Source organism: Ruegeria sp. CDSA034 (assembly GCF_059612275.1).
In genome coordinates, this window is sequence record NZ_JBXWQH010000003.1 from 334981 (window position 1) to 358758 (window position 23778).

Consider the following 23778-nt stretch of genomic DNA (forward strand, 5'->3'; position numbering starts at 1 on the left):
CGTTAACCCACCAAACGAACCAGGATCAGGGAAAGCACCAGACCTACAATGGCAAATGCGATGCCGTAACCGGCCGCATATTGGGCAATATCCGCGCCGCTGCCATTGCGTTTGCGAGCCTTCATCGCGCCAAGGATCGCCCCCAATAACGCCATTCCCAAAACTACGACCATGCGTTACCCGCCTCTGTTGTTGGTGGACGGACCTTCGGCAACTTCCTGCATCAGCGACCGGACCACGACTTCCGAGCCAAAGCCGTATCGCGCCCATGCCAGACTGTCCAGCCTGACGGTACGTGCCTGTTTCGGGCGTCCGGCCTGATTGAGCGCTTCGGATTTCAACAGTAACAGAGTGGCCAATTGAGATGCGTTTTCGGCCCGCGACATGACAGCAATTGCCTTGTCCAGTTCGGGCAGGATCTCTGGTCCTTTTCCCTGCGACAGCGCGAAGGCCGCGGTTTGCGTGGTCACATAAGCCTGATGAATTTCAGTTCCCGGAGCAGAGCGCAGAAATTGCATGGCAGTTTCGTAGTGTCGGATCGCTTCTTGCGGATTGTCGAATTGCGCCATGCGGCCAAGAATATAATGCGGATATGCCCGCCGATGGTCGGTCCAGCCCTTTTCCTGCCCGATCTGAACCGCTCTTTCCGCGGCTTTCACCCGGTTGCGTGTGCTTGGCCTTGATCCAAGCGACTTTTGGACGGCGTTGATCCACTCGCGCGGTGTGTCCGAAACAGGTTGCGCCGGCAAAGTGTCGCCGCGTGGGTTCAGCCGGCTAAGGATGCCGGGCAGGACGGCCTGGACTTGCTCACGCGTCATTCCGCTGCGCAGTTGGGGCGAGTAAGCCGTGCGCAGGATCAGCATGTCAAAGCCGGTCAGAATGGTGTGGATGTTGTCGTCGTTGAACACCGAATCCGGCAGGTGATACAGATCATTCAGCGGCCCCAGTGCCTGTGCCAGTTCCTCGTGCAGGCAGTCGCGCTTTTCCTGCGGGCTCACGTCATAAGGAATGAAAATGCCCAGCCGTTCGCGGCTGCGCAGCGCGGTCCAACTGCTCTTCCGTTTGCGCCGGTCCTGTCGATATTCCTCAAAGCTGGATGCGTTGGGAACCACGAAACAGGCGGCTTGCGGCAGGATGCGCTGTATCTGCTCCTGGCTAACGGCCTCGATTGTTATGTTGGCCTGGCCATCCGTTATCTGGCGAATGTCGATCCCGGCCTCGCGTTGCAGACGCGTCAACAACCGGGTCAGATCGCGCTGCATTGACGGTGTGGGTGATCCCGTAAGCCGAACGGTGACGGGGCCCTCGAACCGGGTGAAGACGGGCAGGGTGGCGCCGCCTTCGAGCGCGAAGTGCAAAGAAAGGAAATCGGCTGCAATATTAGCGTTCGACCGGGCGGGTGGTCTGGGTCGGGTTGACGTGAACGCTTTGGCGGGCGGCAGGTTTGCCTCGATCGCCTTAACGCGTGTTGGCGGTTCAGGGGTGGTGACCGCGGTGCATCCGGCGACGGCAAAGCCAAACAGGACCGCAGCGACCCTGATCATGGGCGTTGATACCGGATAAAGGGCGTTTGCTTGCCGATCCGATCATAGAGCTTGCGCGCCGTGTGATTGAACTCTTGCGTCAGCCAATAGACAGAAGGCGCGCTTTTCCGGTCGGCCTCGTCATAAACTGCCTGTATCAAGGCGCGGCCAACGCCGGTTCCGCGCGCCTCGGGCCGGGCGAACAGGTCTTGCAGGTAGCAAACGCTTTCTTCTTTCCACGCATGGCGGTGAAACAGGTAATGGGTCAGACCGACAAGCTGACCATTCGCTTCGGCCACAAAGCAGGAAAAATCGTTGGGATCATTGCCCAGCAACCGTGCGAAGGTGCTGTCATATGTTTGATCCGGCACGGTCGCTTCATAAAACGCCAGATAGTCGCGCCACATCTCGGCCCATTCGGCGCGATCTTCGGGCAGCAGCGCCCGGATATTGAGGGTGTCAGACAAGCAATGGCTCCTATGTCGTCAGGCCGAACTGCCCGACGACGCCGGACGGCCTTTTGGCCAATGCTGACACCGGCCCCCCCGCAAGGCAAGCGGGGATCACCAAGTGTTCAAATTTCTCAGCGTTTGCTGCGTGCCATGAAGGCGAGACGTTCAAACAAGTGAACGTCCTGTTCGTTTTTTAGCAGCGCGCCGTGCAACTTGGGCAACGCATTGGCCCCGTCGCGTTTGAGATCTTCGGCCGTCATGTCTTCGGCCAGCAACAGCTTGAGCCAGTCCAACACTTCCGAGGTCGATGGTTTCTTTTTCAGCCCCTGCGTTTCACGGATTTCGTAAAACTGGGTCAGCGCTGTGGTCAGCAATGCATCCTTGATGCCCGGGTGGTGCACGTCGACGATACGGCGCATGGTCGCCTCATCCGGGAAGCGGATATAGTGGAAGAAACAGCGCCGCAGGAACGCGTCGGGCAATTCCTTTTCGTTGTTCGAGGTGATGATCACTATGGGGCGGTTTTTGGCTTTGATGGTGTCCCCGGTTTCGTAGACATGAAACTCCATCTTATCGAGTTCTTGCAACAGATCATTGGGAAATTCGATATCGGCCTTGTCGATCTCATCGATCAGCAGCACGACCTTTTCATCGGTCTCAAAGGCCTGCCACAGTTTGCCCTTGCGAATATAGTTCGACACGTCATGTACGCGCTCGTCACCCAATTGGCTGTCGCGCAGGCGGCTGACCGCGTCATATTCGTACAGGCCTTGCTGCGCGCGGGTGGTGGATTTCACGTTCCACTCAATCATCTTCAGCCCCAGCGCGCCTGCTACCTGTCTGGCCAGTTCGGTCTTGCCGGTTCCGGGTTCACCCTTGACCAGCAGGGGACGTTCCAGCGTAACGGCGGCATTCACTGCAATTGTCAGGTCATCGGTGGCAACATATTCGGCTGTACCTTGGAAACGTGCGGTCATGGGCCCCTCATTCAATATCGCGCGGCATGTGTCTTTGGGGTTATAGCGGGGTGAAAAATTTGACAAGACAGGTCGCAACGTCGCGCAGCGCGAAATTGACGTGCGACTCCAATGCCTTTGGTTGATTCGGGTGCTAACATCGGGCTCGACAATTTTGGGAACGCCCAAAAAATGCCTGTCAATTTTCACAGAAAAACAAGGATTTGTTGTTTTAAGTCTCATATTTAGACGACCTGAAACAGCACGCAGCCGGGCTAAGTTTCCATAGTGACATTCCCCCCGCTGTCGGATAAACGCTCCGCAGAAGGGGATTGCCGCATGTCAGGTGAAGCAAAGGTGACCGGCGTTGCAGGCCACACCGAGGGAGCAAAAATGAAGCAGGAAGTATTTCTGCCAGAGGATTATCGTCCAGCCGAAGACGAACCATTCATGAACGACAAGCAGTTAGAGTATTTTCGTCGTAAGCTGCTGGATTGGAAAACTGAGCTTTTGGCAGGCAGCCGCGATACGATCGAAGGGCTGCAGGACAACACTCGCAACATTCCGGACGTCGCAGACCGCGCAAGCGAGGAAACTGATCGTGCGCTGGAACTGCGGACACGTGATCGCCAGCGCAAGCTGGTGGCCAAGATTGACTCGGCCCTGCGCCGGATCGACGAAGGCGAATACGGATATTGCGAGAAAACGGGCGACCCGATTTCACTGAAGCGTCTGGATGCGCGCCCGATTGCGACCATGACGCTTGAGGCGCAGGAACGCCACGAGCGCCGCGAAAAGGTCCACCGCGACGATTGATCGCTGGAAAAATCAGAATTCTCAAACGCCGGGGTCTTTTGCTCCGGCGTTTTTGCTTTAAGCCAGTGATATGAATATCAACGGTCTGAAATTTGGCATCATCGGCGGTGGTATCGGTGGGATCGCCGCCGCTCTGGCGTTGCGGCAACGCGGCGCTCAGGTCGTGGTTTTTGAGCAGGCAGCTGAATTGACCGAAGTCGGCGCCGGCTTGCAGATCAGCGCCAACGGAATGGTTGTGCTGCGTGCCCTGAACGTTGTGGGTGAAACACCCGAGGCGGGCCAGCGGTCCTACGGAACGGTGCTGCGCGACTACCGGGCAGGGCGGTCTGTTAGCGAGATACCGGCACCGGTCGCTGGACCTACCTACTACTACCATCGTGCTGACCTGCTGGGATTGCTGCACAAAGCAGCGCTTCGGGACGGTGTCGAGTTTCGACTGGGCGCACGAGTTGCGCAGGTGCGCAAACATCCCTCCGAAGCCGAGATTATTCTGGAAGATGGTACAGACCGGCGCGTTGATTGTGCGATTGCCGCCGACGGTGGGCGAAGCACGATCCGCGCAGACCTGAACGGGCCCGAAGCACCGAAATTCACTCATCAGGTGGCCTGGCGGGCGACGATTCCTTGGGCGCGTCGCGATCACAAACCCTGCGCCGTTCTGACGATGGGACCTGGCCGGCATGTTGTAACGTATCCTCTGCGCGACCACACACTGATGAACGTCGTCGCGATCGAGGAACGATCCGATTGGCAGGAAGAAGGCTGGCGCCGACGCGGCGACCCCGAAGAACTGCGCGCTCGATTTTCCGACTTTGGCGGCGTGGTCGGGGAAATTCTGGGGCAGGTGCAGAAACCCCACATCTGGGCGTTGTTTCTGCGACCCGTCGCAGAACGCTGGCAGAACGGGCGCATTGCATTGTTAGGGGATGCGGCTCACCCGACACTCCCATTTATGGCGCAGGGTGCCTGTCTTGCGCTTGAAGATGCGTGGGTCCTGGCCCGATCTTTTGATGACCAATCCGGGATAGAGCAGGCGCTGTCCACTTATGAATCCCGCCGTCACCGAAGGGCGCAGCGTGTGGTTTCTGCGGCCGGTGCCAATGCCCGAAATTTCCACCTGCGCGGCCCGATGCGGCTGGCCGCACAGGCGGCTCTGATGGCTGTAGGGCCACGATTGTCCTGGAAATACGACTGGATTTACAGCTACGACGCGACGGCCTGAGGTTTCACAGGTCCAAGTCGACCCAGACCGGGACATGGTCCGAGGGCTTTTCATGCCCGCGTATCTCGGCATCAATCCTGCAATCGCGCAACAGATCGGCGGCCTGCGGCGTAAGCAGGAAATGGTCGATACGGATCCCGTCATTGCGGTTCCAGGCACCGGCTTGGTAGTCCCAGAACGAATAATGCTCAGGACCTTGGGCGACGGCGCGAAATGCTTCCGTGAACCCCAGATTCAGGATCTTGCGAAACGCCGCACGGCTTTCTGGCCGGAACAGAGCATCCTCGCGCCATGCATCTGGACGTTTGGCGTCTTCGGCCTGCGGGATGATGTTATAATCCCCAGCCATCAGCGCGGGCTCTTCGCTCGCCAACAAATCGCGCGCGCGGTCATATAGGCGCTCCATCCAGGACATCTTGTATTCGTATTTCGGACCCGGCACCGGGTTACCGTTCGGCAGGTACAGACCGCAGATCCGAAGGGCTTTTTTGCCAATGACGGTGGCCTCAATCCAACGGGCCTGTTCGTCCTCGTCGTCACCAGGAAGGCCCCGAGAAACATCTTCGAGTGGCAGCTTGGACAGGATCGCCACGCCGTTGAAGCTCTTTTGCCCGTGGGTTTCGACGTTGTAACCGCGCTCTTCAAATAGTTCGCGGGGAAAATTCTCGTCGATCGACTTGATCTCTTGCAGCAAAACGACGTCCGGCTGCGCGTCATCCAGCCAACGGGGCAGGGCTTCGGCTCGCGCTTTGATGCCGTTGATGTTGAACGTGGCGATTTTCATGCGCGATCCTCCGGCTGGCTGCCGGTTGATCTATCCCTCAACCGCGCGGGCAGGGCAAGGTCACATTGAAAATGAAGTGCCGCAGCCGCAGGAAGAAGTGGCGTTTGGGTTTTCGATGACAAACCGGGCACCGATCAGTTCTTGGGTGAAATCGATAACAGCATTTTCAAGAAACGGCAGCGACACCGAGTCGACGATGACCTTCTGGCCTTTACCTTCCAGAACAAGGTCGTCCTCTTTCGGTTCATCCAGCGCGATTTCGTATTGAAAACCGGAACATCCGCCGCCTTCCACCGCGACGCGCAGGGCTTGTCCCTGATCGGCTGCGCCGATCTCGGCGAGACGTTCAAAGGCGCGTTCTGTAACTGTGGGGGGCAGATTCATGCCAAACTCCAAAGGTTTATTTCCTTTACGCCTTACAATATAGAAAGTGCAAGGACAGGCGACAAGGACAAGGCCTTTGAACATAGCGGGTTTTGCCTCGAACCCAGGCCGCGCCAGGGGGCGGCTTGTGCCAGAGGAGGAAAGCAGTTTCCGGTCATGCTTTCAACGCGACAGGGACCGGATCATTCACGCCAGCGCGTTTCGGCGGCTTAAGCACAAGACACAAGTGTTTGTTGAGCACGAGGGCGACAGCTATCGCACGCGCCTGACCCATTCTATCGAAGTTGCACAGGTCGCGCGAACAATCGCCGGAGCTTTGGGCTTGAACGGCGAACTGACCGAGGCCGTGGCGTTGGCGCACGATCTGGGACACACACCGTTCGGACATACGGGCGAAGATGCCCTACATGCGCTCATGGAGCCTTACGGCGGTTTTGACCACAACGCACAGGCCATTCGCATCGTCACGAAGCTGGAACGCCACTATGCCGAATTTGACGGATGCAACCTGACATGGGAGTGCCTAGAGGGGATCGCCAAGCATAACGGGCCGGTCACCGGTGATTTGCCGTGGGCGCTGGCCGAGTGCAACGCGGGTTTCGATCTTGAGCTTTACACTCATGCCAGTGCCGAAGCACAAGTTGCCGCCCTTTCGGATGACATAGCCTATAACAACCATGACCTGTTGGACGGGTTGAGGGCGGGTCTGTTCACGGATGATGAAATCGGGCAATTGCCTATCGTCGGTGACTGCTATGCCGAGGTGGATCGGAGATATCCGGGTTTGGATTCTTATCGGCGCCGGCATGAAGCGCTGCGCCGTGTTTTCGGCGTCATGGTTTCCGATGTGATTGTCACGTCGCGTGGGCTGATCACGAGTTCGGGCGCGGAGACCGTCGAGGAAATTCGCAATATTGGTTATCCGGTGATCCAGTTCTCGGGTGGCTTGTGGGCGCAACTCAGGGAAATCCGCGCCTTTTTGTTCAAGCAGATGTACCGCGCGCCCAGCGTCATGGACGTGCGCGCCGAGGTTAGCAAAGTCGTGGAAGATCTGTTCCCAATCTACATGAACGATCCGAAACAGATGCCCGCGCGCTGGCATGAGGATATTGAGGCGGCCAGCGATGAAACAGCGCTGGCGCGGATTGTCTCGGACTACATTGCAGGAATGACCGACCGATTTGCCCTGCAGGATCACGCAAGGCTGGCTGGTGCCTGATCACTCGACCCCGATGTAAGCCAGCGCCCAGACCTGCTAGCCCGACTGTTCGGCGGCCAGGTCGGGGTCATCGGTCGGGGGGAAGACGATCATAGTGGGGCCGTAGCCGCCAACACCCATCGGCGCACCGTCGGCGTGTGTCGCGACGATGGGTTGATGGGCGGTTATGCTGTCCCAAGGAATTTCAGACTGATAGCCATCCATGGCCATTGGCTTGGCGGTTTTTCCTTCGGCCCCGGCCATGATCAACAGGTCCGACAGGCGTGGCCCGGAAAAGGCGATGTCGCTCTGATTGTCTTCCGGGCCGTAAGGAATAGTGATTTCAACCTGCTCCAGTCCGTCCAACATGGCCGCATCAAAGCCGGCGGCTCTGTCGTGCTGAACCTCCAAGTATCCCAGCAGACCGCCATCGTTTTCACCGCGGGCTGGCAGGTTGGTTTCCGTGACCGCTCCGCCAAGGGTCAAAAGTACATGGCCTTGCGGTTCAGGCATGTCGGCCCAAAGCGGCAGGGCAGAGGTCAGAACAAAGGCGATTGGCAGGGCAAGGCGCATAGGGGTGTCTCCGGCTTGAATTTCCACCGACGTTAGCTGAGTCTACCGCTAATCCAAGCCCAAACTGATCGCTTCCATTGACCTTGCCGCTTTGCGTGGTAAACCGCCGGGCAAGCAAAAGGACATCCGAAATGAACCTGTTTTCCGAGATCCGCGGCCTGGTACTGGACGCGCTGGCACAGATGCAGTCCGAAGGCGCATTGCCCGAGGGGCTGAGTTTTGACAACGTGGCGGTTGAACCGCCGCGCGATGCGGCGCATGGCGATATGGCAACCAACGCCGCGATGGTGCTGGCGAAACCGGCCAAGATGAAGCCGCGCGACATTGCCGATGTGTTGGCTGGGAAGCTGGCGGCGGATGACCGGATCACCAGTGCCGAAGTTGCCGGGCCGGGCTTTTTGAACCTGCGGCTTGCGGTATCGGTGTGGCAGGGTGTGTTGGCAGCGGTGTTGGATCAGGGCACTGACTATGGCCGCTCGTCCATGGGGCATGGCCAGAAAGTGAACGTGGAGTATGTGTCCGCGAACCCCACCGGCCCACTGCATGTGGGCCATACGCGGGGTGCTGTGTTCGGTGACGCGCTGGCAAGCTTGCTGGCGTATTCGGGCCATGACGTGACACGTGAATACTACATCAACGACGGGGGCGCGCAGGTAGATGTACTGGCGCGGTCCGCGTATGAGCGCTATCGCGAGGCCAACGGGCTGAGCCCCGAGATCGCCGAGGGGCTGTACCCCGGTGACTATCTGATCCCGATCGGTGAGGCGCTGAAAGAGAAATACGGCGACAGCCTGATCGACAAGCCGGAAAGCGAGTGGCTGGAAGAGCTGCGCGAGTTCTCGACCGACGCGATGATGGATCTGATCCGGGCCGACCTGAAGGCGCTGGGTGTCGAGATGGATGTGTTCTTCTCGGAGAAATCCCTCTATGGCACAGGCCGGATCGAAGCTGCGCTGCAATCCCTGACCGACAAGGGCTTGATCTACGAAGGCGTGCTGGAACCACCCAAAGGCAAAAAGCCCGAGGATTGGGAGCCACGAGAGCAGACCCTGTTCAAGTCCACCGAGCATGGCGATGACGTCGATCGGCCGGTCAAGAAATCGGACGGCAGCTGGACCTATTTCGCCCCGGATATCGCCTATCACTATGACAAGGTGACCCGTGGTTTTGATGCGTTGATCGACGTGTTTGGTGCGGACCATGGCGGCTATGTCAAACGGATGAAAGCAGCTGTTTCGGCCCTGTCCGATGGCAAGGTTCCGTTGGATATCAAGCTGACGCAGCTGGTAAAGCTGTGGAAGAACGGCGAGCCGTTCAAGATGTCCAAGCGGGCAGGGAACTTTGTCACTCTGCGCGATGTGGTCGATCAGGTTGGCCCGGACGTGACCCGGTTCGTGATGCTGACCCGCAAGAACGACGCGCCGCTGGACTTCGATTTCGACAAGGTGCTGGAACAAAGCCGCGAGAACCCTGTGTTCTACGTGCAATACGCCCACGCCCGTGTCATGAGCGTGCTGCGCCGTGCCGCCGAGGCGGAAATCGCTACGGATGACGCGACTCTCAAGGGTGCTGATCTTGGCAAGATCGACCATGCCTCAGAGCTGACGGTGGCAAAAAAGCTGGCTGAATGGCCGCGTCTGATCGAAATTGCCGCACGCACCAATGAACCGCATCGGGTTGCCTTTTACCTGTATGAGCTGGCGGGTGACTTCCATGCGCTATGGAATAAGGGCAACGATGAAACGCAACTGCGATTCATTCAGGATGGCGATGTTGCCACAAGCCAATCAAAAATCGCATTGGCCCGGGCCGTTTCTGTTGTGATTTCAGCGGGCTTGGGTATTCTTGGCGTCACTCCGGCGCAGGAGATGCGGTAACTAACACCGCCCGACGCGCCGGTACGAGGTAGGCAAGAAATGACCCGCGCGCCACTTTTTAAGGCGCAATCGGGCGGTGAGGCGGACATGGCAAGTTACGATTACTCGGGGCAGATGCGCCCCGAGGAGATGCATTACACGAATCAGCCGCATCCTGAGGATGGGTATGAGTATCCCGACGACTCCTATGGCTATGAACAGGCTCCGCGAGGGGCAGGGCTGGGCCGTATCGTCAACGTCATGGGTGCAGTAGCGTCGCTGGCATTGGTCGCCGGGATCGGCGTCTGGGGCTTCAAACTGGTGATGCGCGACGTTAGTGGCGTGCCTGTTGTTCGCGCCATCGAGGGGCCAATGCGCATTCAGCCGGAAAACCCTGGCGGCACCCCGGCCGATCACCAGGGTCTGGCCGTCAATGCCGTGGCAGCCGTTGGAACGGCAGCGCCGCCAGCAGATCGCTTGATCCTTGCGCCGCGCCCGGTTTCGCTGACAGACGAAGATACGCCTGTTGAACCGCTGAAGCCGACGCAGGCCGTGCATGTCGTCGAAGAAGAAATCTCGGATCAAGAGGCCGCGCAGCTGCGCCAGAATACAGTCGATGCCCTGGTTGCAGAATTGGCCGGTGGGGCGGCGAAAGCGGATGAACCGGCAGAGCAGGGCGTGCAACTCGCCTCGTTGGCACTGCCCGAGGAAGAGCCCGCCATTGACCCTGCTGATCTGGCCGCACAATTGCCGGACCCGGAACTGGCGGCACTGCCCGGTGTCCGCCGGTCCCTGCGTCCGTCCACGCGCCCAGCCCGAGCGACGCCAAGCGGGATTTCATCCAACAGCAATACCGAAGCTGCGATCAACGCCGCTGTCAAAGCTGCGGTTGGGCTGGATGTGGATCCGAATACCCTGTCCAAAGGGACACGCATGGCTCAGCTGGGTGCGTATGAAAGCTCGGACGTGGCCCGTGCGGAATGGGATCGTATGAATGGCCGCTTTGGTGAGTACATGGCTGGAAAACAACGTGTTATCCAGAAGACCTCAAGCGGTGGCCGGACATTCTATCGTCTGCGTGTTCTTGGGTTTGATGACCTGAGCGACTCGCGTCAGTTCTGTGCCGCTCTGGTCGCACAAGGTGCAGACTGTATCCCGGTTGCCGTTCGGTGACGTTCGGAGCTGCGATCACCGATGCCGAAGGGCTGCGCCTGACGTCAGAGGAAAAGAGACTATTCCAGCAGATGAACCCATTCGGGTTCATTTTGTTTGCGCGCAACATAGATACAGCTGAACAAGTTCGTGCCCTATGCGATGACTATCGTGATGCCGTTGGGCGCAATTGCCCTATCACCATCGACCAGGAAGGTGGCCGTGTGCAGCGTCTGCGTGCGCCATTGGCACGCGAATGGATGCCGCCCCTGGATCATGCGGGCCGCGCAGGGGATCAGGCGGAACGCGCTATGTACCTGCGGTATCGACTGATCGCAAAAGAGCTGTTCGAGCTTGGCATTGACAGCAACTGCGCCCCGATGGTCGATTTGGCGCGCGACGATACCCATGCGTTTTTGAAGAACCGCTGTTATGGCTCTGATCCCAATCGGGTTTCAACTCTTGGGCGCGCTGTTGCAAAAGGCCATCTGGATGGGGGTGTTTTGCCGGTGCTCAAGCACATGCCGGGGCATGGATTGGCAACGCTGGACAGCCACCATGATCTGCCGCATGTGGACCTGACACAGGACCAGCTTGTGCAAGCGGATTTCGAACCGTTTCGGGCGCTGAACGATCTGCCGATGGGGATGACGGCGCATCTGGTCTATGACCGGATTGATCCGCAACCGGCCACGATTTCGTCTGCGATGATCGGCCTGATCCGCGATAAAATCGGTTTTGACGGTCTGATCATGACTGACGATATCTCGATGAAAGCGCTAAGTGGCGCGCCCGAAGACATTGCGCGTCAGTCACTGGCCGCAGGGTGCGACGTGGTTCTGCACTGTAACGGAACGTTTGACGCGCGTGCCAAGGTGCTGGAAGCAGCCGGAGAAATGACCGCGCAAGCGCAAAAGCGCGCGGAAAGGGCGTTGTCGATGCGACAGAAGCCTGTGGAACTTGACATCCAAGCGGCCGAAGCGGAACTATCTGCCCTAATGGGCGGGCAGGTATATGAACGATAATCTCTTTAGCGAAGACCCGGCCTCGGTCGCGGATCGTCTTGCGGCAGAGGCGTTGATTGTTGATGTCGACGGGTTCGAAGGTCCGTTGGATGTATTGTTGACCCTGTCGCGAACCCAAAAGGTCGACCTTCGGAAAATCTCGGTTCTCGCGCTTGCGCAGCAGTACCTGTCCTTTGTGGAAAAGGCGCGCGCGCTGCGGATTGAACTGGCGGCGGATTATCTGGTCATGGCCGCCTGGCTGGCCTTCCTTAAATCCCGGCTTTTGTTGCCACCGGATCCGGATGACGAAGGCCCCTCGGGCGAGGAACTGGCCGCTCACCTGGCGTTCCAGTTGGAACGCCTGCAGGCCATGCGCGACTCTGCCGCGCGTCTCATGGCACGTGATCAACTGGGGCGCGATTTCTTCAAACGCGGGCAGGGTGAGGATATCACCCGTATCCGCACCGTGACTTACTCTGCCACGCTGTTGGATCTGATGCAGGGATACGCCCGTATCCGAACTCGTGACGAGTTCCGCCCCTTTGTTATGGACCGCGATTCAGTTTTCACAATGGAACAGGCGCTAGAGCGGATGCGCCCACTGATCGGGTTTGCCGGGGCTTGGACGGATATGGAATCCTATCTGCCCGAGGGCTGGGACGCTGACCCGGTGCGTCGCCGCTCGGCCACTGCAGCGACCTTTGCTGCCTCGCTTGAGCTGGTGAAAGAAGGACATATGGAGATGAAGCAAACCGAGACGTTTGCTCCGATCCATTTGCGCAAAAGGACTGACACACGTGACTGACGAACCGCAAGACGAAGGCACCGGCACTCTGTTCGAAGCGCCACCCCTGGCGGAGCAGGAGCGCATGGTCGAGGCTGTGCTGTTCGCCAGTTCCGAGCCAGTGACGATCGCCGATCTTGAGGCGCGGATGCCCCATGGCAGCGACGCGGCGCAAGCGGTTAAAATTTTGCAGAAACGGTATGAAGGCCGGGGTGTCCGCGTTGTCCGCGTGGGTGAGGCTTGGGCTATTCGCACCGCCCCCGATCTGGGTTTTCTGATGCAAAAGGAAACGGTTGAAACTCGCAAGTTGAGCCGCGCAGCCATCGAAACGCTGGCCATCGTCGCCTATCATCAGCCCTGCACCCGTGCCGAGATCGAAGAGATCCGGGGCGTCTCGGTTTCGCGCGGTACAATCGATCAACTGTTGGAAATGGAGTGGATCCGTCTGGGCCGTCGCCGGATGACACCCGGCCGTCCGGTCACCTTTGTTGTGACGCCACAGTTTCTGGATCATTTCGGGTTGGAAAACGCCCGCGATCTTCCGGGGCTCAAGGAATTGCGGGCTGCTGGGTTGCTGGAAAACCGGCCCCCCCCGGGCACGATGCCATTGGGCGAGGGGCATGATGACGGCGAAGATGAGGACCAGACCGAGCTGTTCGAGGAAGAGTGATAACTTGGCCCTTTTGTTGCCGTTGGAATCACCTATGTTGTGGCCAATCTGAGGAGTTGAGCAATGAATATGAATCGCATCATCGACATGATCATCCGCCAGATCATGCGGCGGGTCGTCAACAAAGGAATCGACAAGGGTTTTGATGTGGCGGGCCGGATGGGAAAGCCGAAACAAAGATCGGCTGTGCCTCATGACTCGGGCGCAAATGACGACAGCAACCGTCAAGCCTAGCAGATAAGCCCGGCGCAGGGCGTAATCTGAACGTGCGCCGGTTCAAGAAGTGTTAACCAACAGCCTTGAAGTGTTTGGACAGTTTCAGCCCCTGTCCCTGATAATTCGACGCGATGCCCGCACCATAAAGCTGCGTGGGCATTTCGGCCATCTTCTCATAGACCAGCCTCCCGACGACCTGCCCATGTTCCAGAACAAAGGGAGCCTCGTGGCAGCGTACTTCCAGCACGCCGCGTGATCCCGCACCGCCCGCCGCGGCGTGACCAAAGCCGGGATCGAAGAATCCGGCATAGTGCACCCGGAACTCGCCGACCATTGCAAGGTAGGGGGCCATTTCAGCCGCATACATCGGGGGAATATGGACCGCCTCGCGGCTGACCAGGATATAGAATGCGCCGGGGTCCAGGATGATACGGCCATCGGTGGTGCGCACCTCTTCCCAGTATTCTTGCGGGTCATATTCCCCAATCCGGTCCAGATCGATCACACCGGTATGCGGTTTGGCCCGATAGCCAACCAGATCAGTGTCGGGCAATTGCAGGTCGACCGAGAATCCCAGCCCATCCTGAATGACCGCCGGTCCGTCGACCAGTGGCGAGTCGTTGTGCAATGCGGTCAGTTCCGCGTCGCTGAGCACTGCCTGACCCTGACGAAAGCGAATCTGGTTCAGCCGCATGCCCGGTCTCACCAGAACCGAGAATGAGCGTGGACAGATCTCGGCAAAAAGCGGCCCGTTATAGCCTGCCGGTACCCGGTCAAACTCGGTGCCACCATCGGTGATCGTGCGGGTCAGAAGATCCAGCCGCCCGGTCGAGCTTTTGGCATTTGCCACCGCGCTGGTATCGGTGGGCAGGGCCAGCGATTCCATCAGCGGCACCAGATAGACGCAGCCTTTTTCCAGAACGGCTCCGTCGGTGATGTCGATGCGGTGCATCTCGAACTCGGCGAGACGATCCGCGACCGAACGTCCTTCGCCGGATAGAAATGAAGCGCGGACCCGGTAAGCAACTGTACCTAAACGTAAATCAAGGCTGGCGGGTTGAATTTGCGCCGGGATAACCTCGGGGCTGGCGGTGATCTCACCGCGGCCGATCATCGCCTCGATCTGTTGGTTTGGGCATACACCTGTCATTCCGATCCCCTCTGTTGCCAGAGCGGGATCTGGCCAGTCTGCCATAAACGTCGGTGTGATTTGGTCGGGCTAGCAGGACTCGAACCTGCGACCTTCCGTCCCCCAGACGGACGCGCTACCAGGCTGCGCCATAGCCCGACGTTGAGGTGTTCATAAAGACTTTCCCGGCGGGGGCAAGAGGAAATCATCGCCTTTTTTCTTATCCTGCCGACCGGTTCTCAATTCGGTTGATGACAGCGCGCAAGTCCTTGGCGATTGGTGCAATCCGACGCAAAAGATCGTCGTCAAACTCGGTCCGTTCCCACGCTTGTGTGGCGATGCCGCCCATCAGGGGGGCTTCATCCAGATACTCGGGCGCAGGCTGTGATGGCTCTGCTTGTGGTTGCTGCGGGGCAGGCGGGGGCGTTTCGGCCTGAGGGGCTTGTTCAGCCGGAGCGGTTGCCTCGGCTACCGGGGCCGGTTCGCCCAGATCGAGATCAATCTGATCGCTGGGCGTGGCAGGCTTGGCGGAAAAGGGCACGACAACGGTATCATCTGCCGGGGCGCTTTCAGGCGCGGCGGGCTCATCCAGGCTGGGCGACAGCGAGGAAACATAGGCCACGCCTTGTTCACGCAGGATGCGTTGGACGCCTTTTATGGTGATCCCGTCCTCGTGCAGCAGCTTTTTGATACCACCCAAAAGGCGCATATCATTTGGCCGGTAATACCTGCGGCCACCCGCGCGTTTGACGGGTTTGACTTGGCTAAAACGGCTTTCCCAGAAGCGCAGGACATGAGCCTGAACGCCTAACCAGTCCGCAACTTCACTTATTGTGCGAAAGGCGTCGGGGGACTTGCTCATGACCGTTCCGTCCCGAATTTACTTGCGATTCCCTGCGGCGACGCGATCCTTCATCAGGTGCGACGGGCGGAATGTCAGGACACGTCGAGGCTGAATTGGCACCTCTTCGCCGGTTTTGGGATTACGGCCGATGCGGGCGGTTTTGTCCCGAACACTGAACGTACCAAACGATGAAATCTTGACCTGTTCACCTTGGACCAGTGCGTCCGACATGTGGTTCAAGACGCTTTCGACAAGCTGCGCACTTTCATTACGTGAAAGGCCAACCTCGCGGAAAACAGCCTCGCTCAGATCCATTCGCGTCAGTGTTTTTTCGCCCATACCATTTCCCCTGTTGATATCAGAGAATATGGTGATGGCAAATTCGCTGTCAATATCAATGAATTGCACGAGGCTGTGTAAGCCGTTTTGCGCCGGTTACCAGCGCAGAACCACTGCGCCCCATGCCAGGCCGCCGCCGATAGCCTCGGTCACGATCAGATCCCCGGTCTTGATCTGGCCCCGTTGTTTGCCCACTGACAGGGCCAGAGGAATCGATGCGGCGGACGTGTTGCCGTGATCCTGAACTGTCACGACAACGTTATCCATCGGCAGGCCCATTTTCTTGGCAGTGCCCTGAATGATGCGAATGTTGGCCTGATGTGGCACGATCCAATCGACGTCCGCGTTGGTCAGACCGGCACGCCCCAGGGCCGTTTCTGCGGTTTTGGCCAGCTTTTCGACCGCGTGGCGGAACACCTGATTGCCCTGCATCCGCAGATGCCCGGTCGATTGGGTCGACACACCGCCGTCGACATAGAGCAAGTCCTTGTAGCGCCCATCAGAATTCAGGTCAGTCGACAGAATGCCGCGATCCTGCGCGGTTCCTTCGCTGTCCTGCAGCTCAAGAATCAACGCGCCGGCACCGTCGCCAAACAGCACGCAAGTGGACCGATCAGTCCAATCCATGATGCGCGAAAACGTCTCGGCGCCGATGACCAGCACACGTTTGGCCTGACCGGACACGATCAAAGCGTTGGCGTTGCTGAGGGCAAAAACAAAGCCCGCACAGACGGCTTGCACGTCAAACGCAAATCCGTGGGTCATGCCCAGGCGCGCCTGGACCATCGTCGCGGCAGAGGGGAAAGTCAGGTCAGCAGTCGATGTCGCCAGGATGATGGCGTCGATATCCTCGGCCTTCAGGCCAGCATCGGCCAGGGCGGCCAAAGCAGCGTTGGTCGCCAGATCGGACGTGGTTTCACCATCAGCGGCAAAGTGGCGGCGTTCGATTCCCGAGCGAGCTTTGATCCACTCGTCCGACGTATCTAGCGTCTTTTCAAATTCGGAATTCGGAACGATGCGCTCTGGCAAATAGTGTCCGACACCTACAACAACTGAACGGCCTGCCATTTGGGGGTACTGCCTTTATTGTTATTCGCCCGCCTTTGGCGGTACGTGCGCGGCATCTTGTGCAAGCTGGGCTGTCGATGCAACCCGTGCCGCCAATTTTTCGGCGAAACCGGACTCGGCCAGGGTAAAGGCCAGTTTGATCGCTGCCGAAACTCCGGTGGCATCTGCGCCACCATGTGATTTGACCACGGTTCCGTTGAGGCCAAGAAAGACACCGCCATTCACTTGGCGTGGGTCGATGCGTTTCTTCAACCGTTGCAGCGAGGTGATGGCCAGAACCGATGCGAGCCGGGACAGGGGGGAATATTTAAAGGCCTCGCGCAGCAGGTCACCGATCAGGCTGGCCGTGCCTTCGCCGGTTTTGATTGCGACGTTTCCGGTAAAGCCATCGGTAACAATGACATCCGCCTTGTCACCGGGAATGTCGCTGCCCTCCACGAAGCCTGCGAAGTCAAAATTCGCCTGCTCTGCGAATTCCGAGATCATCGCGTGGGCTTCTTTCAGTTCGGCCCGGCCTTTGTGTTCTTCGGTGCCAACATTCAGCAAACCGATCCGGGGCCGATCCAGTGCCATGCCGTTGCGGGCATAAGACGCCCCCATCAGCGCATATTGCAGCAGATCCTTGGCGTCGGCCCGCACATCGGCGCCGACATCCAGCATCACGTTAAAGCCCTGAGGGTTGCGCGAGGGCCACAGAATCGCGATGGCCGGGCGGTTCACGCCCGGCAATTTGCGCAAACGCATCATCGACAGCGCCATTAGCGCGCCGGTATTGCCACAGGAAACAGCGCCGTGGGCTTCGCCTTTGCGCACTGTTTCCAGCGTCGACCACATCGATGTCTGCTTGCCGCTGCGGACGACCTGACTAGGCTTGTCCTCCATCGTGACCACGTCGGGGCAATCACGAAAAACGACGCGTCCCTGCAGGACACGCCGTTTGGCGACAAGTTTGCGCAACTTTTGCTCGGGCCCGTGCAGAACGAAGGCGATATCGGGGTTCTTGTTTGCCGATTTGGCAATGCCCGCAACAACAGTCGCGGGCCCCGAATCTCCGCCCATAGCGTCAACCGAGATGGTAATCCGTCCGGCTTGCGTGGGCTGTTCCGTCATGCCTTGGCCTACGAGTTATGAGGCTTAGGCCGCGTCTTCGTCCAGGTCGATTTCGTCGGCCTGAGCGACGACTTCACGGTCATCATAATGGCCGCAGGACGCGCAGACGTGGTGCGGGCGCTTCAGTTCGCCACAGTTTGCGCATTCGTTCGGGTTTGCAGCAACCAGAGCGTCATGTGCGCGGCGATTGTTGCGGCGCGACTTGGAAACTTTGTTCTGTTGGACAGCCATGGTCTCAACCTTTGTCTATTAAGGGTCAGCAGATTCGCTGCTGGCCGGGTTTCATTCTTCGTTTTTCTAGTGGTTTGACGCGCGTTTAGGGGACGGGCCCCGCAATGTCCAACCCAAATTCCGTTGAGCGCGCGAAAATACTGCGATTCTCGGCATGTTCAAGCGATTTTTCTGGAGGCCTGCTATGACAGGAAAACAGACCTATGTCACTCGTCTTTTTTCAAAGCATCGCGCAAATTCGCCAGTCCGGCAAACGGCTTTGCGTCTTCGTCCGTCATCGCCTGTTTGCCCGGCTCAGTATAGCCGGCCTGTTCCAATTCTGCGCCGTCCTTCCGTGGGTATTGGGGCAGGGCAAGTGACAGCGCCTCAACCATCACCGACGCAGTGTCGATTTCCGCGCCCAGTGCTTCGGTCTCATCGCCTTCGGGGATTTCGAATTCAGGCTCGTCGGGGTTTTGCCAGTCTTTCAGATAGACCCGTGACACAGGGATATCGATGCGCGTGGTTACGGGTTCAAGCGTCACGACACAGGGTTGAATCACCGTCGCCCCCAGTTTTCCGGCAAGAATCCAATCGCGTTTGCCTTGTGCCCTTACGTCACCCACAAAGCTAAGCTTGCGCAGGCCCAACAATCCCAGTTCGGTTTTGATCGCGTCCAGGCCCTTGCTATCGGGGCGCAAATCAAACGGCGTGGGCGCGTTTTGGGGCAGGTCGGCCACCCGCAGAGATGTATTAGTCGTCATTCGTGACCCTTTCGTGTGTTGAACCGGGGCTGCGGTTTATGTAATCGGATAGGGTCCGCAAGGTCCCAAGGCAAGAGGATGTAAATGTTGAAGGTTGTGAACAGGTTGAAACCGGCGTCCAAAAGGCTTGTCTTTGCGGCCTGTTTGGTTGCGGCTGGCGCTTGCACGCCAATCTTCAAGAATCACGGATACGTCCCGCCGGCTGACCAACTGGCTGAGATCAAAGTGGGCGTCGATACCCGCGACAGCGTTGTTGAAACCATCGGAGCGCCCAGCTCTGCCGGGCTGGTGAAGGATTCGGGTTTTTACTATGTCCGCTCTCGCGTGCGCCATTACGGTCCTAAGCGCCCCGAAGTGGTGTCGCGCGAACTGGTTGCGATCAGCTTTGACCAGCGTGGCGTTGTGCGGAATATCGAACGTTTTGGTCTTGAGGATGGATATGTGGTGGTACTGGACCGCCGCGTGACCGAATCCAGCGTTCAGAACCGTGGCTTCCTGCGCCAGCTGTTGGGCAATATCGGCAACTTCAACCCTGCGAACATTCCGGGCGCGAATTAAGTCTGCGCCGCCTCTTGCGACGGTCACAGGACAGTCACATGTTCTGTGGTAGAACCGCTGCAACATGAAGCAGGTCAGCAACCGCGGAGGATGCGACCATGGCATTATTGCTGGGCAAGGGCAGATACCGGGCTCGTTTGGCGCAGTCCCCACAGGATGTGGAGGCGGCGCAGGAACTGCGAACCCTGGCATTTGGGACGGATCAGATTGACCGGGACGAATTTGATCCGGTCTGCGCGCATATCCTTGTTGAAGATTCGCGCTCCGATGGAAGGCTGGTGTGTTGTTTCAGGTTGCTGACAATAGAGCACGGGGCCGAGGTTGACCGCAGTTATTCTGCCCAGTTCTATGACCTGTCTGCCCTCAAAGGGTTCGACGGCCGCATGGTCGAAATGGGCCGTTTCTGCATTCACCCGGAATGGACAGACCCGGATATCCTGCGGGTCGCCTGGGGTGCGATGACCAATTACGTGGACCAGAACAACGTCAAGATGTTGTTCGGCTGCTCATCCTTTGCAGGAACCGAAACGGTCGAGTATCTGGACGCCTTTGCCATGTTGAAGCAACGGCATCTGGCGCCAAAGCGTTGGTTGCCGCGGGTCAAGGCCCCCGATGTATTCAAGTTTGCCTCTCGCCTGCGGCGTAGGCCCGATGTGAAAAAGGCTATGTTGCGGATGCCTCCATTGTTGCGCACCTATCTGATGATGGGCGGCTGGGTCAGTGATCATGCGGTTGTGGATCGGCATATGAATACGCTGCATGTATTCACCGGGCTTGAGATCGGGGCGATCCCCCCGGCCCGAAAACGGTTGCTGCGCGCAGTGGTCCGGTAGTTTGAGTATTTTCGAAAAGGTGAAACAGGGGCGTTGACGCTTTGTGTCCACCGGTTTAGCTGGCGGCATGGCGAGAATTCCTTTGTTGCAGATGTCCGGCATTTCCCTGACTTTCGGGGGCGATCCGGTGTTTTCGGGGCTGGACCTAGTGGTTCAGCCGGGCGACCGAGTTGCGTTGGTTGGGCGAAACGGGTCGGGAAAGTCGACCCTGATGAAAGTCATGGCCGGTCTAGTCGAGCCTGATCAGGGTGACATCGTGGTGCCGCCCGGAAAATCTGTTGGCTACATGGAGCAGGACCCCGGCATGGAAGGGTTCGCGACACTGGGCGATTACGCGTCCAGCGAGTTGGAGCCGGGTGAGCTGTACAAGGTCGAACGCGCGGGCGAGGGGCTGAAGTTCGATCCCTCCCGCCCGATTGAAACCGCTTCGGGTGGCGAGCGTCGCAGGGCCGCATTGGCCAAGCTGATGGCCGAAGCGCCGGACCTGATGCTGCTGGACGAGCCGACAAACCATCTGGATATCGAAGCGATTGCCTGGCTGGAACGCGAACTGGGATCGACCCGCGCAGCCTTCGTTCTGATTTCACATGACCGTGCGTTTTTGCGCGCTTTGACCCGCGCGACGTTGTGGATCGACCGCGGCATGGTACGGCGGCAGGAGCAAGGGTTTGAGGCTTTTGAAACCTGGCGCGACAAGATTTGGGAAGAAGAAGATCAACAGCGTCACAAGCTGAATCGTCTGATCAAATCTGAAGCCAAATGGGCGGTCGAAGGTATCAGTGCACGGCGCAAGCGAAATCAAGGCCGGGTGCGGGCTTTGCAGGCCTTACGCGCTGAAAAGGCCGCGCAGATCAAACGTCAAGGATCAGCGGCAATGTCGCTGGAAGGCGGACCAAAGTCTGGGCGAAAAGTGATTGAAGCCAAGGGGTTGTCCAAGTCTTTTGGCGCGCAGCAGATCGTTCGGAACTTTGATCTGTTGGCACAACGTGGGGATCGCGTTGCCTTTGTCGGACCGAATGGTGTGGGAAAGACAACCCTGCTCAAAATGTTGCTGGGTCAGGAACAGCCCGACGAAGGAACAGTGACGCTGGGCACCAATCTTGAAATCGCGGTTTTCGACCAGGCTCGCGCGCAGCTGGATCCCGAAATGACCCTGTGGGATAGCCTGACAGGCGATCCCGAAATGCGGGTTTCCGGCAAAGCGGATCAGGTGATGGTCGGTGGCCAGCCAAAGCACGTGGTCGGATACCTCAAGGAATTCCTGTTTGATGATGCGCAGGCAAGAGCGGCCGTTAAGTCATTGTCAGGTGGCGAAAAAGCGCGTTTGCTGTTGGCGAAACTGATGGCCAAGTCCTCGAACCTTTTAGTGCTGGACGAACCGACCAACGATCTGGACGTTGAAACGCTGGACCTATTGCAGGAACTGCTCGACGACTATGACGGCACCGTCCTGCTGGTCAGCCACGATCGGGATTTTCTGGACCGGGTTGCCACCACAACGATTGCGATGGAGGGCAATGGCCGCGCGACCGTCTATGCGGGCGGATGGTCGGACTACATCGCGCAACGGGGTGACGTTGCCGAAAAGAAAGCTGAAAAAGCAAAGACTTCGAAGTCAAAGCAAAAGCAAGAAGCGCAGCCGAAATCCGGGCTATCTTTCTCGGAAAAGCATCGGCTTGAGAAGTTGCCTGCCGAGATTGCCCGCCTGGAAGCTGAAATAGGCAAGCTGGAAGAGCTTATGTCAGATCCTGAACTGTTCACCCGTGAACCGGTCAAGTTCCAGAAGGCGACCGAGGCGCTGGTCGAACGACAAGAGAAACTGGCCGCCGCCGAAGAAGAGTGGCTGGTGCTTGAGGAAAAGGCCGAAGGCGCCTAGCGGCGCGTCAATGGTTGGGCAGGGTTGCCGACAACCGTTTCTCCGGCCGCGACGTCTTTGGTTACAATGCTGCCTGCACCAATAATGGCGTTGTCGCCGATGGTGACGCCGGGCATCACGATGGCACCTCCGCCAACCCAGACGTTTCGGCCAATGGTCACCGGTATCCCGATTTCCAAACCTTGTGCGCGTTCTGCCGGGTCTTTGGCGTGCTGAGCACAGTAGATCTGGGCATGCGGGCCGAACATCGTGTCATCGCCGATCCGAACCTGTGCGGTGTCCAGAACGACGCAGCCGGCATTGAAATAGACCCGCGCGCCGAGGTGGATGTTTAGCCCGTAGGCGCAATGAAACGGAGCCTCGAGTAAGCAATCCGGTCCGACTCGAGCGAACAACGCCAGCAACTCGGGTGCCGTGGCACCACGGGCGTCAGGCGGGCAGGTGTTGTGTGCGTGGACTGCGTGCCGGGCGCGGGTGCGCAGCGCCTCAAGTTCCGGGTCCAGGCAGTTATACCACTGCCCGGACTGCATCTTTTCCCGCTCTGTCATGGGACAGGCTTAACGCATACGAAGGGCTCCGTCGATGCGGATGACTTCTCCGTTCAAGTAGCCCATCTCGACAATGAAACCGGCCAACCGCCCGTATTCTTTCGGATCACCCAGACGTGCAGGGTTTGGGACATCTGCCGCCAGTTGTTGTTGAACCTCTTCGGGCAGACCGGCCAGCATCGGTGTCATGAAAATCCCCGGAGCGATGGTCATCACGCGAATGCCGGTTGAGGCCAGATCGCGCGCCATTGGCAGCGTCATCCCCACGACACCGCCTTTCGAGGCTGCATAGGCCGCTTGTCCCTTTTGTCCGTCGAAGGCTGCGATTGAGGCCGTGTTGATGATTACTCCACGCGCGCCGTCCGGTTCGGGTTCGTTCTTAGCCATTTCAGCTGCGGCCAGGCGCGAGACATTGAACGTACCCACCAGATTGATGTCGATTGTGCGCTGAAACGCGTCCAAAGGGTGGGGACCATCCTTGCCGACTGTCTTGATCCCATAGGCGATCCCGGCGCAGTTCACAGAGGCCGTGATGCGACCCATCTTGCCCTTCGCGTGCTCGATTGCCGCCGCTACTGAGTTTTCATCTGTCACATCGGTCTGAGCGAAATGCCCGCCGATGTCTTCGGCAACCTTAGGGCCACGCGCGGCGTCGCGGTCCAGGAGCGTCACCTGCGCGCCCTGTTCTGCGAAATGGCGGGCGGTGGCCTCACCCAAACCTGACGCGCCGCCAGTTATGATTGCCGCGGATGTCGATAGTTGCATCACGGATACCTCTCCAAAATTTTGACACTTTTCTGCCACTTTTGATGTGGCGGTCGTAATAGATATTGTATATTTGGCCTATCGGACCGTCACAACTGGTGTCGTGCCCGAGTTTAATGAGTGGTGGTGAGCCAAAGTTAACGC

28 protein-coding genes and 1 tRNA gene are annotated in these 23778 nt (G+C 58.5%); 12 read left to right on the forward strand and 17 right to left on the reverse strand.

Going from position 1 to position 23778, the window contains the following annotated elements:
- Window positions 1-2: 2 nt before the first annotated feature.
- The 4 genes from AC2FLJ_RS08450 to AC2FLJ_RS08465 form a co-directional block, all read right to left on the reverse strand.
- Complete coding sequence (locus tag AC2FLJ_RS08450; RefSeq protein WP_186437468.1) at window positions 3-173, reverse strand: hypothetical protein; 171 nt, start codon at window positions 171-173, stop codon at window positions 3-5.
- Window positions 174-176: 3 nt separating this feature from the next.
- Window positions 177-1544, reverse strand: coding sequence for a DUF2927 domain-containing protein (locus tag AC2FLJ_RS08455; protein WP_496696704.1), 1368 nt, complete (start codon window positions 1542-1544; stop codon window positions 177-179).
- Window positions 1541-1990: a GNAT family N-acetyltransferase gene (locus tag AC2FLJ_RS08460; protein ID WP_496696702.1), complete on the reverse strand. Its 450-nt coding sequence runs from the start codon at window positions 1988-1990 to the stop codon at window positions 1541-1543. The genes AC2FLJ_RS08455 and AC2FLJ_RS08460 overlap by 4 nt, the downstream gene beginning before the upstream one ends.
- Before the next feature lie 116 nt (window positions 1991-2106).
- On the reverse strand, window positions 2107-2952 hold the full coding sequence (locus AC2FLJ_RS08465) for an AAA family ATPase (RefSeq protein WP_496696700.1): 846 nt from the start codon (window positions 2950-2952) through the stop codon (window positions 2107-2109).
- A gap of 372 nt (window positions 2953-3324) precedes the next feature.
- On the opposite strand from AC2FLJ_RS08465, the gene dksA reads away from it, so the two are divergent.
- Window positions 3325-3747 carry an RNA polymerase-binding protein DksA gene (dksA, locus tag AC2FLJ_RS08470; protein WP_058274529.1) on the forward strand — a complete coding sequence of 141 codons (423 nt, stop codon included), beginning with the start codon at window positions 3325-3327 and terminating at the stop codon, window positions 3745-3747.
- A gap of 70 nt (window positions 3748-3817) precedes the next feature.
- A complete protein-coding gene (locus tag AC2FLJ_RS08475) occupies window positions 3818-4969 on the forward strand; it encodes an FAD-dependent monooxygenase (RefSeq protein ID WP_496705270.1) in 1152 nt (383 codons plus the stop codon).
- Window positions 4970-4973: 4 nt separating this feature from the next.
- Here the strand turns inward: AC2FLJ_RS08475 and xth are convergent, their stop codons facing one another.
- Together xth and AC2FLJ_RS08485 are read right to left on the reverse strand one after the other, a co-directional pair.
- A complete protein-coding gene (xth, locus tag AC2FLJ_RS08480; protein WP_496705272.1) occupies window positions 4974-5753 on the reverse strand; it encodes an exodeoxyribonuclease III in 780 nt (259 codons plus the stop codon).
- Between the two features lie 60 nt (window positions 5754-5813).
- Window positions 5814-6137, reverse strand: a complete 324-nt coding sequence (locus AC2FLJ_RS08485; protein WP_170414078.1) for a HesB/IscA family protein — start codon at window positions 6135-6137, stop codon at window positions 5814-5816.
- A gap of 76 nt (window positions 6138-6213) precedes the next feature.
- Here AC2FLJ_RS08485 and AC2FLJ_RS08490 point away from each other — a divergent pair, with 76 nt between their 5' ends.
- Window positions 6214-7356: a deoxyguanosinetriphosphate triphosphohydrolase gene (locus AC2FLJ_RS08490; RefSeq protein ID WP_496705274.1), complete on the forward strand. Its 1143-nt coding sequence runs from the start codon at window positions 6214-6216 to the stop codon at window positions 7354-7356.
- A 36-nt stretch (window positions 7357-7392) separates the two neighbouring features.
- Here the strand turns inward: AC2FLJ_RS08490 and AC2FLJ_RS08495 are convergent, their stop codons facing one another.
- On the reverse strand, window positions 7393-7908 hold the full coding sequence (locus AC2FLJ_RS08495; protein ID WP_496705276.1) for a putative pterin-binding protein: 516 nt from the start codon (window positions 7906-7908) through the stop codon (window positions 7393-7395).
- A 131-nt stretch (window positions 7909-8039) separates the two neighbouring features.
- Between AC2FLJ_RS08495 and argS the strand changes: the two genes are divergently transcribed.
- The 6 genes from argS (at window position 8040) to AC2FLJ_RS08525 (ending at window position 13608) form a co-directional block, all read left to right on the forward strand.
- Window positions 8040-9785 carry an arginine--tRNA ligase gene (gene argS / locus AC2FLJ_RS08500; RefSeq protein WP_496705278.1) on the forward strand — a complete coding sequence of 582 codons (1746 nt, stop codon included), beginning with the start codon at window positions 8040-8042 and terminating at the stop codon, window positions 9783-9785.
- Window positions 9786-9824: 39 nt separating this feature from the next.
- Window positions 9825-10937, forward strand: coding sequence for an SPOR domain-containing protein (locus AC2FLJ_RS08505; protein WP_496696692.1), 1113 nt, complete (start codon window positions 9825-9827; stop codon window positions 10935-10937).
- On the forward strand, window positions 10934-11941 hold the full coding sequence (nagZ, locus tag AC2FLJ_RS08510) for a beta-N-acetylhexosaminidase (RefSeq protein WP_496696690.1): 1008 nt from the start codon (window positions 10934-10936) through the stop codon (window positions 11939-11941). Before AC2FLJ_RS08505 ends, nagZ begins: the two co-directional genes overlap by 4 nt.
- Complete coding sequence (locus tag AC2FLJ_RS08515) at window positions 11931-12725, forward strand: segregation and condensation protein A (RefSeq protein ID WP_058274503.1); 795 nt, start codon at window positions 11931-11933, stop codon at window positions 12723-12725. The genes nagZ and AC2FLJ_RS08515 overlap by 11 nt, the downstream gene beginning before the upstream one ends.
- Window positions 12718-13374, forward strand: a complete 657-nt coding sequence (scpB, locus tag AC2FLJ_RS08520) for an SMC-Scp complex subunit ScpB (RefSeq protein WP_496696688.1) — start codon at window positions 12718-12720, stop codon at window positions 13372-13374. The genes AC2FLJ_RS08515 and scpB overlap by 8 nt, the downstream gene beginning before the upstream one ends.
- Window positions 13375-13437: 63 nt before the next feature.
- Window positions 13438-13608: a hypothetical protein gene (locus AC2FLJ_RS08525; protein WP_159089934.1), complete on the forward strand. Its 171-nt coding sequence runs from the start codon at window positions 13438-13440 to the stop codon at window positions 13606-13608.
- 52 nt (window positions 13609-13660) lie between these two features.
- Here AC2FLJ_RS08525 and AC2FLJ_RS08530 read toward each other — a convergent pair whose 3' ends face one another.
- From AC2FLJ_RS08530 to AC2FLJ_RS08565, 8 genes are all read right to left on the reverse strand, one after another.
- Window positions 13661-14740 carry a 2'-deoxycytidine 5'-triphosphate deaminase gene (locus AC2FLJ_RS08530; RefSeq protein WP_496696685.1) on the reverse strand — a complete coding sequence of 360 codons (1080 nt, stop codon included), beginning with the start codon at window positions 14738-14740 and terminating at the stop codon, window positions 13661-13663.
- Window positions 14741-14801: 61 nt separating this feature from the next.
- Window positions 14802-14878 (reverse strand) — tRNA-Pro (locus tag AC2FLJ_RS08535).
- 61 nt (window positions 14879-14939) lie between these two features.
- On the reverse strand, window positions 14940-15581 hold the full coding sequence (locus AC2FLJ_RS08540; RefSeq protein ID WP_109311338.1) for a MerR family transcriptional regulator: 642 nt from the start codon (window positions 15579-15581) through the stop codon (window positions 14940-14942).
- Between the two features lie 18 nt (window positions 15582-15599).
- Window positions 15600-15902 (reverse strand): integration host factor subunit alpha, encoded by a 303-nt coding sequence (ihfA, locus tag AC2FLJ_RS08545; protein WP_058274526.1) that lies wholly within the window; start codon window positions 15900-15902, stop codon window positions 15600-15602.
- Between the two features lie 96 nt (window positions 15903-15998).
- Window positions 15999-16970 (reverse strand): beta-ketoacyl-ACP synthase III, encoded by a 972-nt coding sequence (locus AC2FLJ_RS08550; RefSeq protein WP_109311337.1) that lies wholly within the window; start codon window positions 16968-16970, stop codon window positions 15999-16001.
- A 21-nt stretch (window positions 16971-16991) separates the two neighbouring features.
- Window positions 16992-18080 (reverse strand): phosphate acyltransferase PlsX, encoded by a 1089-nt coding sequence (gene plsX, locus AC2FLJ_RS08555; protein WP_058277573.1) that lies wholly within the window; start codon window positions 18078-18080, stop codon window positions 16992-16994.
- 24 nt (window positions 18081-18104) lie between these two features.
- A complete protein-coding gene (rpmF, locus tag AC2FLJ_RS08560; protein WP_037316137.1) occupies window positions 18105-18311 on the reverse strand; it encodes a 50S ribosomal protein L32 in 207 nt (68 codons plus the stop codon).
- 206 nt (window positions 18312-18517) lie between these two features.
- A complete protein-coding gene (locus AC2FLJ_RS08565; RefSeq protein ID WP_496696680.1) occupies window positions 18518-19054 on the reverse strand; it encodes a YceD family protein in 537 nt (178 codons plus the stop codon).
- Between the two features lie 84 nt (window positions 19055-19138).
- On the opposite strand from AC2FLJ_RS08565, the gene AC2FLJ_RS08570 reads away from it, so the two are divergent.
- From AC2FLJ_RS08570 to AC2FLJ_RS08580, 3 genes are all read left to right on the forward strand, one after another.
- The gene (locus AC2FLJ_RS08570; protein ID WP_058274497.1) at window positions 19139-19612 is read left to right on the forward strand and encodes an outer membrane protein assembly factor BamE; all 474 of its coding nucleotides are present in this window, start codon (window positions 19139-19141) and stop codon (window positions 19610-19612) included.
- Window positions 19613-19710: 98 nt separating this feature from the next.
- Window positions 19711-20445, forward strand: a complete 735-nt coding sequence (locus tag AC2FLJ_RS08575; protein WP_496696678.1) for a GNAT family N-acetyltransferase — start codon at window positions 19711-19713, stop codon at window positions 20443-20445.
- A 67-nt stretch (window positions 20446-20512) separates the two neighbouring features.
- Window positions 20513-22321, forward strand: a complete 1809-nt coding sequence (locus AC2FLJ_RS08580) for an ABC-F family ATP-binding cassette domain-containing protein (protein WP_109311334.1) — start codon at window positions 20513-20515, stop codon at window positions 22319-22321.
- Here the strand turns inward: AC2FLJ_RS08580 and AC2FLJ_RS08585 are convergent.
- Window positions 22318-22869, reverse strand: coding sequence for a sugar O-acetyltransferase (locus AC2FLJ_RS08585; RefSeq protein WP_472723931.1), 552 nt, complete (start codon window positions 22867-22869; stop codon window positions 22318-22320). The two genes, AC2FLJ_RS08580 and AC2FLJ_RS08585, sit on opposite strands and share 4 nt — an antisense overlap.
- 9 nt (window positions 22870-22878) lie before the next feature.
- Window positions 22879-23634, reverse strand: coding sequence for a 3-hydroxyacyl-CoA dehydrogenase (locus AC2FLJ_RS08590; RefSeq protein ID WP_496705285.1), 756 nt, complete (start codon window positions 23632-23634; stop codon window positions 22879-22881).
- Between the last annotated feature and the right edge of the window lie 144 nt (window positions 23635-23778).